The 13,185-nt window shown below is 73.5% G+C and carries 11 protein-coding genes; 2 read left to right on the forward strand and 9 right to left on the reverse strand.

Annotation, left to right across the window (positions count from 1 at the left end; translation table 11 throughout):
• Window position 1: 1 nt before the first annotated feature.
• Together ACZ7KX_RS08870 and deoC are read right to left on the reverse strand one after the other, a co-directional pair.
• Window positions 2-1,489 carry an aldehyde dehydrogenase family protein gene (locus tag ACZ7KX_RS08870; protein ID WP_470325888.1) on the reverse strand — a complete coding sequence of 496 codons (1,488 nt, stop codon included), beginning with the start codon at window positions 1,487-1,489 and terminating at the stop codon, window positions 2-4.
• A 5-nt stretch (window positions 1,490-1,494) separates the two neighbouring features.
• Window positions 1,495-2,481, reverse strand: a complete 987-nt coding sequence (deoC, locus tag ACZ7KX_RS08875; RefSeq protein WP_350520098.1) for a deoxyribose-phosphate aldolase — start codon at window positions 2,479-2,481, stop codon at window positions 1,495-1,497.
• Between the two features lie 106 nt (window positions 2,482-2,587).
• On the opposite strand from deoC, the gene ACZ7KX_RS08880 reads away from it, so the two are divergent.
• Window positions 2,588-3,268, forward strand: coding sequence for a PH domain-containing protein (locus ACZ7KX_RS08880; protein ID WP_350520012.1), 681 nt, complete (start codon window positions 2,588-2,590; stop codon window positions 3,266-3,268).
• A 69-nt stretch (window positions 3,269-3,337) separates the two neighbouring features.
• On the opposite strand, the gene ACZ7KX_RS08885 is transcribed toward ACZ7KX_RS08880, so the two are convergent.
• The 6 genes from ACZ7KX_RS08885 to ACZ7KX_RS08910 form a co-directional block, all read right to left on the reverse strand.
• Complete coding sequence (locus ACZ7KX_RS08885; protein ID WP_470325889.1) at window positions 3,338-5,056, reverse strand: phospho-sugar mutase; 1,719 nt, start codon at window positions 5,054-5,056, stop codon at window positions 3,338-3,340.
• A 161-nt stretch (window positions 5,057-5,217) separates the two neighbouring features.
• Entirely contained in the window at window positions 5,218-6,039 is an 822-nt protein-coding gene (locus ACZ7KX_RS08890; protein ID WP_470325890.1) for a purine-nucleoside phosphorylase, read from the reverse strand.
• Window positions 6,040-6,181: 142 nt separating this feature from the next.
• Window positions 6,182-7,279, reverse strand: a complete 1,098-nt coding sequence (locus ACZ7KX_RS08895; protein WP_470325891.1) for a C40 family peptidase — start codon at window positions 7,277-7,279, stop codon at window positions 6,182-6,184.
• Window positions 7,280-7,296: 17 nt separating this feature from the next.
• Window positions 7,297-7,779, reverse strand: a complete 483-nt coding sequence (locus tag ACZ7KX_RS08900) for a poly-gamma-glutamate biosynthesis protein PgsC/CapC (protein ID WP_189916166.1) — start codon at window positions 7,777-7,779, stop codon at window positions 7,297-7,299.
• Window positions 7,776-9,248 (reverse strand): poly-gamma-glutamate synthase PgsB, encoded by a 1,473-nt coding sequence (pgsB, locus tag ACZ7KX_RS08905; protein ID WP_470325892.1) that lies wholly within the window; start codon window positions 9,246-9,248, stop codon window positions 7,776-7,778. The genes ACZ7KX_RS08900 and pgsB overlap by 4 nt, the downstream gene beginning before the upstream one ends.
• Window positions 9,249-9,269: 21 nt before the next feature.
• Window positions 9,270-11,495, reverse strand: a complete 2,226-nt coding sequence (locus ACZ7KX_RS08910; RefSeq protein WP_470325893.1) for a HAMP domain-containing protein — start codon at window positions 11,493-11,495, stop codon at window positions 9,270-9,272.
• A 224-nt stretch (window positions 11,496-11,719) separates the two neighbouring features.
• On the opposite strand from ACZ7KX_RS08910, the gene ACZ7KX_RS08915 reads away from it, so the two are divergent.
• Window positions 11,720-12,682 (forward strand): hypothetical protein, encoded by a 963-nt coding sequence (locus ACZ7KX_RS08915; protein WP_470325894.1) that lies wholly within the window; start codon window positions 11,720-11,722, stop codon window positions 12,680-12,682.
• 51 nt (window positions 12,683-12,733) lie between these two features.
• Here ACZ7KX_RS08915 and ACZ7KX_RS08920 read toward each other — a convergent pair whose 3' ends face one another.
• Window positions 12,734-13,171 (reverse strand): gamma-glutamylcyclotransferase family protein, encoded by a 438-nt coding sequence (locus ACZ7KX_RS08920; protein WP_189916169.1) that lies wholly within the window; start codon window positions 13,169-13,171, stop codon window positions 12,734-12,736.
• Window positions 13,172-13,185 lie beyond the last annotated feature (14 nt).

The following is a 13,185-nucleotide window of genomic DNA, read 5'->3' on the forward strand; positions in this document are numbered from 1 at the left end:
CTCAGGCCTCGACATTCAGGTAGGGCTCCAGACCGTGGCGGCCACCCTCGCGGCCGTAGCCCGACTCCTTGTAGCCGCCGAACGGCGAGGTCGGGTCGAACTTGTTGAAGGTGTTGGCCCAGACCACACCGGCCTTGAGCCGGTTCGCCGTCCAGAGGATGCGCGAGCCCTTCTCCGTCCAGATGCCGGCGGAGAGGCCGAACGGGGTGTTGTTGGCCTTCGCGACCGCTTCCTCGGGGGTGCGGAAGGACAGCACCGACAGGACCGGGCCGAAGATCTCCTCCTGGGCGATCCGGTGGGCCTGGCTGACGCCGGTGAAGATGGTCGGCTTGAACCAGAAGCCGTTGCCCGGGAGTTCGCACTCGGGGGACCAGCGGTCCGCGCCCTCGGCCTCGCCGGCGTCGGTCAGCTCGGTGATCCGGGCCAGCTGCGCGGCCGAGTTGATGGCGCCGATGTCGGTGTTCTTGTCCAGCGGGTCGCCGACCCGCAGGGTGGACATCCGGCGCTTCAGGGCGTCCAGCAGCTCGTCCTGGATCGACTCCTGGACCAGCAGGCGCGAGCCCGCGCAGCAGACGTGGCCCTGGTTGAAGAAGATGCCGTTGACGATGCCCTCGACCGCCTGGTCGATCGGCGCGTCGTCGAAGACGATGTTGGCGGCCTTGCCGCCCAGCTCCAGCGACAGCTTCTTGCGGCTGCCGGCCAGCTGCTTGGCGATCGCCCGGCCGACCGGGGTGGAGCCGGTGAAGGCGACCTTGTTGACGTCCGGGTGGGCGGTCAGCGCGGCGCCGGTGCGGCCGTCACCGGTGACGATGTTGACGACGCCCTTCGGCAGACCGGCCTGGCGGCAGATCTCGGCGAAGCGCAGCGCGGTCAGCGGGGTGGTCTCGGCCGGCTTCAGGACGACCGTGTTGCCGGTCGCCAGCGCGGGCGCGATCTTCCAGGCCAGCATCATCAGCGGGAAGTTCCACGGGATGACCTGACCGGCCACGCCCAGCGGGCGCGGGTTGCGGCCGAAGCCCGCGTAGTCCAGCTTGTCCGCCCAGCCCGCGTAGTAGAAGAACCAGGCGGCGACGGTCGGGATGTCGAAGTCGCGGGTCTCGCGGATCGGCTTGCCGTTGTCGATCGACTCCAGCACGGCCAGCTCGCGGCCGCGCTCCTGGATGATCCGGGCGATCCGGAAGAGGTACTTGGCACGCTCGCTGCCCGGCAGCGCCGACCAGTCGGCGAAGGCCTTGCGGGCGGCGGCGACCGCGCGGTCCACGTCCTCGTCGGTGCCCTGGGCGAACTCGGCGAGCACCTGCTCGGTGGCCGGGTTGACGGTCTTCAGGGCCTCGCTGCCGGAGGAGTCGACGAACTCGCCGCCGATGAAGTGGCCGTAGGAGGTGGCGATGTCGCCCGCGGCGGCGGGGGACTCGGGGGCCGGAGCGTACGTGAAGAGGCCGCCGGCGGGCTTGGCCGTGGGCTCCTCGATGTTCTTCTTCTTGGCCATGGTGATCAGTCCACCGTCACGTAGTCGGGGCCGGAGTAGCGGCCGGTGGCCAGCTTCTGGCGCTGCATCAGCAGGTCGTTGAGCAGGCTGGAGGCGCCGAAGCGGAACCAATGCGGGGTCAGCCAGTCGTCGCCGAGCGTCTCGTTGACCATCACCAGGTACTTCATCGCGTCCTTGGTGGTCTTGATGCCGCCCGCGGGCTTCACGCCGACCTGGACGCCGGTGGCCGCGCGGAAGTCGCGGACCGCCTCCAGCATCAGCAGGGTGACCGGCGGGGTCGCGTTGACGGCGACCTTGCCGGTGGAGGTCTTGATGAAGTCGGCGCCGGCCAGCATCGCCAGCCAGGAGACCCGGCGGACGTTGTCGTAGGTCTGCAGCTCGCCGGTCTCGAAGATCACCTTGAGGTGGGCGTAGCTGCCGTCGGCGCGCTTGCACGCCTCCTTGACGGCGACGATCTCGTTGTAGACGTCGAAGTAGCGGCCCGAGAGGAAGGCGCCGCGGTCGATCACCATGTCGATCTCGTCGGCGCCCGCGGCGACCGCGTCGGCGGTGTCGGCGAGCTTGACCGGGAGGGCGGCACGGCCGGCCGGGAAGGCGGTGGCCACCGAGGCGACCTGGATGTCGGTGCCCCGCAGGGCGTCCTTCGCGGTGGCGACCATGTCCGGGTAGACACAGATGGCGGCGACGCGCGGGGTGCTCGGGTCGGTCGGGTCGGGGGTCCTGCCCTTCGCGCACAGCGCGCGCACCTTGCCGACCGTGTCCGCGCCTTCCAGCGTGGTCAGGTCGATCATGGAGATCGCCAGGTCGATGGCGTACGCCTTCGCCGTGGTCTTGATCGAGCGGGTACCGAGGGTGGCGGCACGCGCCTCCAGGCCGACCTGGTCGACGCCGGGCAGGCCGTGCAGAAAGCGGCGGAGCGAGGCCTCGGACGCCGCAACGTCCTGAAGGCCGCTGCCCGCAACGCCGAGGGCATTGGCTGCAACAGTGGACATAGTCACCAGACCAGCATATCTACGCGCGTAGTAGTGCGCCAGAGCGGCCACCTTTCGTGGCCGGACCGAGACCTCGGCGCAAGGGGCATGGGGCAGAATCGACGCCATGACCGATTCCGACGGTACGCCCCACCGGGGCCCGGCCGCCCCCGACGGGGAACCCGAGTACGCGGACCGCGTGTACCGCTCCGTCCCCGGCGTGATCTCCGGCGTGTTCCTGCTCGCCCTCGCCACCTGGCTGATCGGCGACGCGGCGGTGACCGGTACCGGGAAGACCCCGTACGTCGCCCTCGCCGCCCTCCCGGTGTTCGCCTTCCCGGTGATCGCCTACACGCTGCGCCCGGTGGTGCGCGCGTCGAGCAGCCGGCTGGTGGTGCGCAACCCGTGGCGGACCATCACCGCGCCGTGGGCCTCGGTGGACGCGCTGCGCGCCGGGTACTCGGTCGAACTGCTCGCGGGCGACAAGAAGTACCAGGTCTGGGCGGTGCCGGTGTCGCTGCGCCAGCGCAAGCGCGCGAACCGCGCCCAGAGCCGCAGCAACGCCGAGCACGCCTCCCGGACCGGACTGGGGATGGGCCTCGCGAGCCGGACCAACCCGGTCGTCCAGGGCTCCCCGGACCCCACCCGCGCCTGGTCCGACCAGGTGACCGACGTGCTGACGCAGATGGCCGAGCGCAACGCCCGCCGGCCCGAGGCCGCCGGCCCGATCGAGGTGCGCTGGTGCTGGTGGGTGATCGCCCCCGCCCTGGTCGGCCTGGTGGCGCTGGTCGCGGTCATCGCGGCCTGAGCCCGCACCCCCGTACGACGACGGGCCCGCCGGTCGGTCGACCGGTGGGCCCGTTCGCGTGTGCCGCGATCAGATGCCGGCGGCTGCGGCGAGGTCCTGCTTGATGCCGGCGAGGAGGCCGGCGGCGCGCTCCCGGGTGGCGGCGAGGTCGGCGGCCGAGCCGACCGGGAGGACGACCTCCAGGTAGCACTTGATCTTGGGTTCGGTGCCGGAGGGGCGGACCACGATGCGGGCCGAGCGGACGGCCCCGCCCGCCAGGTAGTAGCGCAGGCCGTCGGTGGGCGGCAGCTCGGCCGAGCCGGCCGCGAGGTCGTCGGCGCGGGTGACGGTCAGGCCGGCCAGGACGGTCGGCGGCTGCTCGCGCAGGCGGCGCATGGCGTCGGCGATCAGCGAGAGGTCCTGGACCCGGACGGACAGCTGGTCGGTGGCGTGCAGGCCGTGCTCCAGCGCCAGGTCGTCCAGCAGGTCGGACAGGGTGCGGCCGGACTTCTTGAGGGTGGCGGCGAGCTCGGCGACCAGCAGGGCGGCGGTGATGCCGTCCTTGTCGCGGACGCCCTGCGGGTCGACGCAGTAGCCGAGCGCCTCCTCGTAGCCGTAGCGCAGGCCCTCGGCGCGGGAGATCCACTTGAAGCCGGTCAGCGTCTCGGCGTAGCCCAGGCCCGCCGCCTCGGCGATCCGGCCGAGCAGCGTCGCGGAGACGATGGTGGTGGCGAAGGTGCCCTCGGCCTTCTTCGCGACCAGGGCCGATCCGAGCAGCGCGCCGACCTCGTCGCCGCGCAGCATCCGCCAGCCGACGGCGTCGCTGCCGCTGCCGGCCGCGTTGCCGTTGGTGGGCACGGCCACCGCGCAGCGGTCGGCGTCCGGGTCGTTGGCGATCACGATGTCCGGGCCGACCGAGGCGGCGGTGCGGAAGGCGAGGTCCATCGCCCCCGGCTCCTCCGGGTTGGGGAAGACCACGGTCGGGAAGTCCGGGTCGGGCTCGGCCTGCTCGGCGACGACGGTGGGCGCGGGGAAGCCGGCCTGCCGGAAGGCGGCGACCAGGGTGTCGCGGCCGACGCCGTGCATCGGGGTGTAGACGACGTCGAGATCGCGCGGGCTGTGCGGGTCCACGATGGACACGGCGCGGGCCAGGTAGGCCTCGACGACGTCCTCGCCGAGCACCTCCCAGCCGTCCTCGGCGCGCGGGACGTCGTCCAGCGAACCGATCGCGTCGATCTCGGCGGCGATCCCGGCGTCGGCCGGCGGGACGATCTGCGAGCCGTCGCCCAGGTAGACCTTGTAGCCGTTGTCCTGCGGCGGGTTGTGGCTGGCCGTGACGGTGACGCCGGCGGCCGCGCCCAGGTGGCGGACGGCGAACGCGAGCACCGGGGTCGGCAGCGGGCGCGGCAGCAGCGCGGCGCGCAGGCCGGCGCCGACCACCACGGCGGCGGTGTCGCGGGCGAAGTCGTACGACTTGTGGCGGGCGTCGTAGCCGATGACGACGAGGTCGCCCAGGCCCTGCTGCTTGACGTAGGAGACCAGGCCGGCGGCGGCCCGGATCACCACGGCGCGGTTCATCCGCATCGGGCCGGCGCCGAGTTCGCCGCGCAGGCCGGCGGTGCCGAACTGGAGGCGGTCGGCGAAGCGCTCGGCCAGCTCCGCCCAGGCGAGCTTGCTGTCCGACTCGGCCTCCGGGCCCTCGGCGCGGGCCAGCAGCGCGCCGAGCTCCTCGCGGGTCTGCGGGTCGGGGTCCTCGGCCAGCCAGGTCCGGGCCCGGGCGAGGAGGTCGGTGGTGGGTGCCTGCGTCATAGTGCCTGCTCCATCGGGAAGTGCGTCGGTGTGTCGGCCGGATGGTTCCGCGCGAAGGGAGAAGAGGTGTGCACATGCGGACGGGGCCCGCAGGCGGGTGTGATCAGCGGATCACGACCGCCCGCGGGCCCCGTCACTCATGATTCTGCGCCTGGTGGGCGTCAGATCCGCTCAAGGACCTTCGCCAGCAGCTCGCCCATGCGCTCGGCGGAGGCCTTGCCGGCCTCCAGCACCTCTTCGTGGTTGAGCGGCTCGCCGGTCATACCGGCGGCCAGGTTGGTGACCAGGGAGATGCCGAGCACCTCGGAACCGGCCTCGCGGGCGGCGATGGCCTCCAGCGTGGTGGACATGCCGACCAGCTCGCCGCCGATCACCCGGGCCATGTTGACCTCGGCCGGGGTCTCGTAGTGCGGGCCGCGGAACTGGACGTAGACGGCCTCGTCCAGCGTCGGGTCGACCTCGCGGCACAGCGTGCGCAGGCGCTTGGAGTACAGGTCCGTGAGGTCGACGAAGTTGGCGCCGACGATCGGGGAGTCCGCGGTCAGGTTGATGTGGTCGCTGATCAGGACCGGCTGACCCGGGGTCCAGCCCTGGCGCAGACCGCCGCAGCCGTTGGTCAGCACGACGATGCCGCAGCCGGCCGCGGCGGCGGTGCGCACGCCGTGGACGACGGTGGCCACGCCGTGGCCCTCGTAGTAGTGGTTGCGGCCGAGGAAGATCAGGGCGCGCTTGTCGCCGATCTTCACCGAGCGGATCTTGCCGGCGTGGCCGGCGACGGCGGGCGCGGGGAAGCCGGGCAGGTCGGTGACCGGGAACTCGGCCACGGTCTCGCCCAGGGCGTCGGCGGCCGGCACCCAGCCGGAGCCCATCACCAGGGCGACGTCGTGCCGCTCGGCACCGGTCAGCTCGCGCAGGCGCTCGGCGGCGGCCTGGGCGGCGGCGTAGGGGTCGGTGGAGACGACCGACTGAGGAGAAGCGTTCACGGGTCCGAGGATAGACGGGAATCGACTACGCGCGTAGAAAATCCGGCGCGGCATGCCGGATCGTTACCCGGTTGACCCGAAAGCACAGCTGGGTGGGGCTGTCCGGGTGACGCCCCTTGTCGATTTCCACACACACGGCCGATCAGAGCCGCTTCGCGCTGCGCAGCCCCTTCGCGTACATGCCGTTGTCGTCCAGCCGTGCCGTGCCGCCCTTGTCGCCGAAGGTCGGGCCGTCCGCCTCCTCCCGGCTGGAGATGTACCGGGGGTGGCCGTCGGTGTCCAGGCCCAGGTAGATGCCGGTGTGGTCGAGGCGGGCGCCGGTGCGGGCGTCGATCTCGAAGAACACCAGGTCGCCGGGTTGCAGCGGGTCGATCGAGGCCGGGCGCAGGGTCGTCTCCGAACCGGCGGCGGTGGTCAGCGGGATCACCGGGACACCGGGGCCGAGCCGGGCCAGGCCGTTGGCGGTGCGCGGCAGGCCCGGTCCGGCCGCGTCCTTGGAGAGCAGCGGGTAGCCGGAGCGGTAGCCGTAGACCATCCGGACGAAGCCGGAGCAGTCGAAGGAGCCGTAGCGGGTCTTGTCGGGCTGCCGGGTGACCTTGTCGGCGAACGTGTACGGCACGCCGAGGTAGTCGAAGAAGTCGGTCTGCTCCAGCCGCAGGTCGTTGCCGACCGAACCGTTGGGGTTGAGCGGGCCGAAGGAGGCGTCGCCCTTGAAGCGCACGCCCTTGGCGTCCTTCTCGGCCGGCGCCCCGGCGACGTACTGGCCGGCCGCGGCCAGGACGTCGTCGGCCGTGGAGCCGAGCGCCTGCTGGAACCAGGTGCGGAACCAGGACTCCTGCTCGGCACCCTGCTTCCAGGCCTGCGGCATCAGGCGGACCCAGCTGTCCGTCACCACGGTGGCGGCGGTGGTGCCCGGCTCGGCGAAGGTGCGGCTGGGGCCGGCCAGGACGGCGGTGCGGGCGCTGTCGGTCAGCGTGGCGACCACGCCGCCGCGGGCGTCCCGGACCACCGTGCGGTCCGGACCGGCCAGCCGCTCGTAGCGGTACTGGGCGGGGGCGGCGGCCCGGGCGGTGCCGGCGTCCGCGGTGGGGGACGGCGCGGCGGCGGTGATCAGCGGGGCGTTGCTGCCGGCCGCCGGCTGCCGGTCGCGGTCCCGCAACTGGACGGTGAGGTAGCCGCTGGCGGCCAGCAGCGTCACGGCGAGGCCGCCGCTGAGCAGGGACTTGCGGGTCACTGGCATGGGGGTTCCCGTCGGGATCAGGTGCCGGGCAGGGCGCCGAGCAGGACGCCGGCGGTGAGGACGACGTAGTTGGCGAGCGTCACCGTGCTGGTGGCCATCAGGGTGGCCGCCCGGGGCTGGCGGACCAGCTGGTAGGCGATCAGGCCGGGGACGATGAAGCCGAGCGTCTGGTTGGCGTACAGGGTGGGCAGCTCGCGCTGCAGGACCAGCATCACGGTGGCCTGCAGCAGCACGCCGATCAGCACCACGGCGGCGAACAGCCGCTTGCCGTACAGGATCACCAGCTTCTGGACGACCCGGATGGCGAGGTAGGTCAGCACCGTCACGCCGATCACGATGGCCACCCGCTGGAGGGACTCGACCAGGGTGAGGGCCAGCCAGCCGGGGGTGATCATGCCGCCGGGGGAGAGGTTGGTGGTCAGGTAGCAGACCAGGGAGAAGACCAGGCCGAGCGCGATGCCGATGGCGGCGATCTCGGGGGTGAGCTCGGTGGGGATCACTGCTGGTCTCCGTAGGGGGCGGCGGTGCGGTGGTGGGTGTCGTACCAGGAATCGGGGAGCGGTTCGGGGCGGTAGACCGGCTCGGTGCGCGGGGCCCGGGGGGCCGGGTACGAGTGCCGGTCGGCGTACGGCTCCGGGTCGGCGTACTGGCCTTGGTAGTGGTGCTGGTACGGGTACGGGTACGGGTACGGGTCGGCGTCGTACGCGGGCTCGGGGTAGTCCGGCTCCGGGTAGAGCGGCTCGGGCTCGTGGTACGCGTACTCCGGGGTCTCCGGCGCGTCCGGGGCCGAGTCGGCTTCGAGCCGGGCGAGCTCCTCCAGGAACAGCTCGCCCTGGCCGTGGATGTTGCCGACCGCCACCAGCGAGGAGTCCGGCCCGAGTTCGGCCAGCAGCTCGGTGGTGAGCCGCTCCGGGTCCCGCTTGTCGCCGCCGAGGTCGACGACGCGGCCCGACCAGCCGGCCGGGATGCCGTCGCGGGCGCTCTTGGTGGGGTGGCCGATCAGGAAGACCGTGTCCGGGTCGAGGTCCGGGACGATCTGGCCCATCTGGCCGTTGCGCTCGACCCGGTCCGGGCGGCAGTTGATCACCACGCTGAGCGGGCGGTGGATCGCGCCGAGGTCCTCCAGCTGGCGGACGTTCATCAGCGTGGACTCGGGGTCGTTGGCGGCGAAGACGTTGGCGAAGCGCAGCCGCTTGCCGTCCGCCGTGCGGTAGCGCTCGACCGACAGCACGCCCGGGTCCGGCGGGGCCGCCCACATGCCCTGCAGCGCGGTCTGCCGTTCCACGCCGAGGAGTTCGGCGACGGCGAGGGCGATCGCCACGTTCTCCTTGAAGGTGAACCAGCTGAACCCGCGCAGCTCCTCGTCGGTGACCGTCTCCGGGTCCACCACGATCAGCCGGCAGTCCCGCTTGGCCGCCTCCTCGCGCAGGATGTGCGCGCGCTCCTGCTCGGCGGTGACGCACACCCCGCCGACCGGCATCGAGCGGGAGAGCGAGCGCGCGACGTCGTCCAGGGTCGGGCCCATCTCGGCCAGGTGGTCCTCGCGGACGTTGCACAGCACGCCGATGGTGGAACGGATCAGCTTGGTCTGGTTGACCTCCTGGAGCGCCGGCATGACGGCCATGCACTCGATCACCAGGGCGTCCGGCCGGTAGGTGGCGGCGCGACGGACGATGCCGATCTGCTCCACCACGTTGGCGATGCCGAACTTGCGGTAGACCGGCTCCTCGGTGGCGTCCGGGTGGATGAACCGGGCCGCGGTGCCGGTGGTCTTCGCGACCGTCACCAGCCCGCCGCCGCGCAGCGCGCCCGCGCACAGGCGGGTGATCGAACTCTTGCCGCGGATGCCGTTGACCAGGACCCGGGTCGGGATCTGCTCCAGCGCGGTGAAGTGCCGGCGCTGCTCGACGATGCCGGCCACCAGCAGCACGGTGCAGCACACCAGCAGCACGACGTAGAGGAAGAGCACGGGAGGTCCTTCGGGCGGGGCTCAGCGAGCGGTTGCGGGGGTGCGGCGGACGGCGCGCTCGGCGAGTTCGGCGCGCACCAGTTCCTGGCGGATCAGCTCCAGGCTGCGGGCGACGGCGCCGACCTCGTCGTGGTGGACGGGGTAGAGCACGGTGCGGCGGTCCCCGGCGGCCAGCGCCTCGGCGCTCGCGGCGAGGCGGCGCAGCGGCAGGCCGACGGCGATGTACAGCCAGCCGAGGCAGAGCGCGGCGGCGGCCAGGCCGAGCATGCCGGCCAGGATCGCCCGCCGGTCGGCCCGGTTCTGGTCGAGGTGCAGCCAGGCCACCGGGTTGGCGGTGACGACGGACCAGCCGAGCTTGGCGACGCTGCCGTTGCCGCCGAGCGGGGCGGCGGCGAGCAGGGCCGGGTCGCCGCCGTCGCGGAGCACGTCGGCGGCGGCGGACTTCTTGGCGCCGTCGAGGATCGTCCGGCCGCGGCCGTCGGGCAGCTCGCCGAAGGAGCTGTAGCCCTCGTTGGCGGCGAGCACCCGCTGCCGGTCGTCGACCAGCCAGACCCGGCCGAGGCCGGGGCGGACCAGCAGGCCGCTGAGGAAGTCGGTCTTGAACTCACCGACCAGGACCGGGCCCTTGGGCTCGGGTGCGCCCTCCGTCTCGGCGTCGGCCGGGGCGGCGGTGAGGGCCGCGCGGGCGGCGATCCGGGGCTCCTTGCCGGAGCTGTTGAGCAGCAGCACGCCGCTCGGGCCGAGGGCCTGCGGACCGGTGCGGTGCGGGGTCTCGCCGGCGTGGGCGAGGAGTTCGCCGTTCGCGCCGAGGACGTAGAGCGAGCGGTAGCGGTCGTGCTCGGCGAGGGTGTCGCGCAGCTGGGTCTCGGCCTTGCCGACGGACGCCTCGGTGAGCGAGGGGGCGATCGAACGCAGGTCCGCGTAGCCCTCGTTGAGCGCCTGGCGGATCCGGTCGGCGGCGGTGTCGGTGCGGTCGCGCTGGCCCGCCACGACCTGGGTGGGCACCCGTACGGTCGGGTCGTTGCCGCCGAGGAACAGCAGCGGGCCGGACCAGCCGAGCACCAGGACGGCGCAGAGCGCGAGCGGCAGCGCGGTGCCGGGGCGGCGCCCGCGGGCGGGGGCGTCGGCGGGCGGGCGGGCCGGGTCCAGGAGCTGGAGCCGCAGCTCCTCCAGGGCGCGGGCGATCCGGCCGGCCTCGCCCCGCTTCGGGCCGCGGACCGGCTGCTCCAGCCGGTCGCCGCGGGTGAGCCGGCGGGACTCCAGGAACAGGCCCAGCAGCGGGCGCTGGAGGCTGCGGTTCAGGTACCAGGCGAGCAGCAGGGCCAGGACGATCAGGGCGCCGGCGGCGGCCAGGCCGAGCATGGGGTGGCGCAGGTTGCCGGGCTTGCCGTCGACGGTGCTGGTGGACACCACGGTCAGGCCGAGCGGGGTGGCCGGGTCGTTCCCGCCGGGGGTGGCGACGGCGGCCCAGCCGGCGACCCGGCGCTCGCCCTTGGCGTCCGGGCTGCCGGCCAGGCTGCCGGAGGCCGTCTCGCCGGGGGCCGGGTGCTGGCGGGCGGCGCGCTCGCGGGCGGCGGTGACCAGCTTGCGGTCGCCGTCGGCGGTGAGCGCCGCGCCGGTGGTGTCCAGGACGGCGCCGCCGGCGTCGAGGACCTGGATGGTCTGTTCCTTGCGGGTGGCGATGCCGGGCAGCCGCAGGTTGTCGGAGGCGACCAGCAGGGCGCGTCCGTCGGCCTTGGTGGCGACCAGCGCGAAGGTGAGCAGCCGGGTGCCGGCGGTGGAGGGCACCAGGACGGGCGCGGGCGCCGTGTCGGTGACCTTGGTGAGGTCCAGGCCGGCCAGCGGGACGGTCTCGCCGCGGGCGGCCAGCAGTCGGCCGGTGTCGGGGCGGACCACCACCGTGCCGCGCCACTTGTGGTACGCCTGGCCGAGCGCGGTCAGCACGGCGGCGGGCTCGGTGGGCGCGTTCTCGTACCGGGTGGCGGCCCGGCGCAGGTCGGTGGCGCTCTCGTGCAGTCCGGCGCGCAGCGAGGCGGCGGTGTCCTCGGCGGCGTACTGGTGGGACTCGCGGACGGCCTGCGGGGTGTCGTCGACGCGCAGTCCGCCGACGGCCAGGGCGGTGATCGCGGCGACCGCGAGCAGCAGGACCAGCAGCAGCACGATGGGCGGGCGGATGCCCCCGAGCAGCGGCATGTCGGCCCGACGGCGGTAGCGGTGCTGCCGCGGCGGGTTGGGTGCCGTGCTCACGAGGGGCCTCGTTCTCCTCAGGCGCGCCGGGCCGGCCCCGGGAGGCGGCGGCAGGCCTTCCCGGTCAAGCAATGATCAAGAACAGGTCAAGCCGAACCAGCGTACGAAGCGGTTCACCGAAACCTGTCACGTATCGGTGTCGATCCGGTGCCGCTTGGGTGTCGATCCGGGCGGTCCCGGTGTGGATCATGGACGAAGCGGCGGGCACGGTAGGTTCGTCCGCCATGGAGACTCGGGGTTCGCGACGCTCACTGCTGCTGCCGGCGGCAGTGCTGCTGGTACTGGCGGTGCTCGCGGGGGTGCTGACCCTCGCCGCGCGCGGCGAGGCCGGGCAGCCGCGGGCGGTCCGGTCGGGGCCCTCGGGCCCGACGCCGGTCGACCTGGCGGCCCGGGTGGACGAGTACACCGCCGAGTTCACCTCGGACGGTCCGTACACCGCGCCGGACGCGGCACAGCGCCGCGCGGTGGCCGACGGCGTGCTCGGCGAGCTGGACGGCCAGTCCGAGCAGGCCGGCCGGGCGCTGGCCCGGGTCGGCTACCGACTCACCGAGTTCACCGAGGCCGCGACCGGCCGCCGGGTGGCCGAGGTCGCCGACGGCACCGCGGACGGGACCCGCGGCTGGGGCCGGATCTACCTGGACCTCTCGGCCCGGCCGAACTGGACGGTGCAGGTGCCCCACCCGGTGTCGGACGCCCGGACCGAGGCGCTCGGCGTGGAGCTGTTCCGTGCCGCGCCGGGCGGCGTGCTGGTGCTCGCCGGGGCGCACCGCCGGGCCGGGGCGGACGGCTCCTCGGACGTCGCGCACCGCTCCGACACCGTCTTCGCCGCCGTGGTCGAGGCGCTCACCGGCCGCGGGCTGCCCGGCATCCAGGTGCACGGCTTCGACGAGGGCAGCCTGCCCGGCCAGGACGCGGTGGTCTCCGGCGGCGCCGGGCAGGCCGGACCGGCCGCCGAGCTCACCGCCGCCGGGCTGGGCCGGGCCGGGTACGCGGTCTGCCGGGCCTGGCGGGACAGGTGCGGGCAGCTGGAGGGCACCACCAACGTCGAGGGCCGGTTCGCGGCCGGCGTCGGGGTGCCGTGGCTGCACGTGGAGCTGGGCAACGGGCTGCGCACCGAGCCGGCCCGCCGCGCGGCGGTGGCCGGGGTGCTGGCCGAGACCGCGCGCAGCTGGGGCGCGAAGCCCTGACGGACCCCCAGGAGTTCTGTGGGGCCCTTCTTCGGACCCTCGACCGCGGCTCTAACAGGGGCGTCGGCGCAGGTCCATGACGTAGTCGTGCGGGGCGCCGGCGCTCTCGGCGGCGTCGGCGATCAGGCCGAGGTAGCGGGCTGCGGGCAGGCCGCCCTCGTAGTCGTTGAGCACGTACGTCCAGACCGGGATGGAGCCGTCCAGGGTCTGCGCGCGCAGCTTGATCTTGCGGTAGATGCCGAGCTGGACGCCCTCCCAGCGGTCCAGGCCGTCCTCGTCCATCGGCGAGACGTCGTACAGCGAGACGAATACCTGGTCCTTCTCGTCCTCGACGACGGTGGCCAGCGAGCCCTCCCAACCGAGCTGCTCGCCGCCGAAGGTGAGCCGCCAGCCGTCCAGCCACCCCGTGCCGCGCAGCGGGGAGTGCGGGGCTCGGCGGGTCATCTGCCGGGCATCGAGGTTGGTGGCATACGCGGCGTAAAGGGGCATGGGGGCCAGCGTAG

Source organism: Kitasatospora sp. NPDC038210 (genome assembly GCF_055600605.1).

Coding starts and splice junctions, on each gene's coding strand:
- deoC (WP_350520098.1), bottom strand. CDS start 2,481: ATGTCCACTGTTGCAGCCAATGCCCTCGGCGTTGCGGGCAGCGGCCTT.
- ACZ7KX_RS08895 (WP_470325891.1), bottom strand. CDS start 7,279: ATGCCAGTGACCCGCAAGTCCCTGCTCAGCGGCGGCCTCGCCGTGACG.
- ACZ7KX_RS08885 (WP_470325889.1), bottom strand. CDS start 5,056: ATGACGCAGGCACCCACCACCGACCTCCTCGCCCGGGCCCGGACCTGG.
- ACZ7KX_RS08920 (WP_189916169.1), bottom strand. CDS start 13,171: ATGCCCCTTTACGCCGCGTATGCCACCAACCTCGATGCCCGGCAGATG.
- ACZ7KX_RS08880 (WP_350520012.1), top strand. CDS start 2,588: ATGACCGATTCCGACGGTACGCCCCACCGGGGCCCGGCCGCCCCCGAC.
- ACZ7KX_RS08915 (WP_470325894.1), top strand. CDS start 11,720: ATGGAGACTCGGGGTTCGCGACGCTCACTGCTGCTGCCGGCGGCAGTG.
- ACZ7KX_RS08870 (WP_470325888.1), bottom strand. CDS start 1,489: ATGGCCAAGAAGAAGAACATCGAGGAGCCCACGGCCAAGCCCGCCGGC.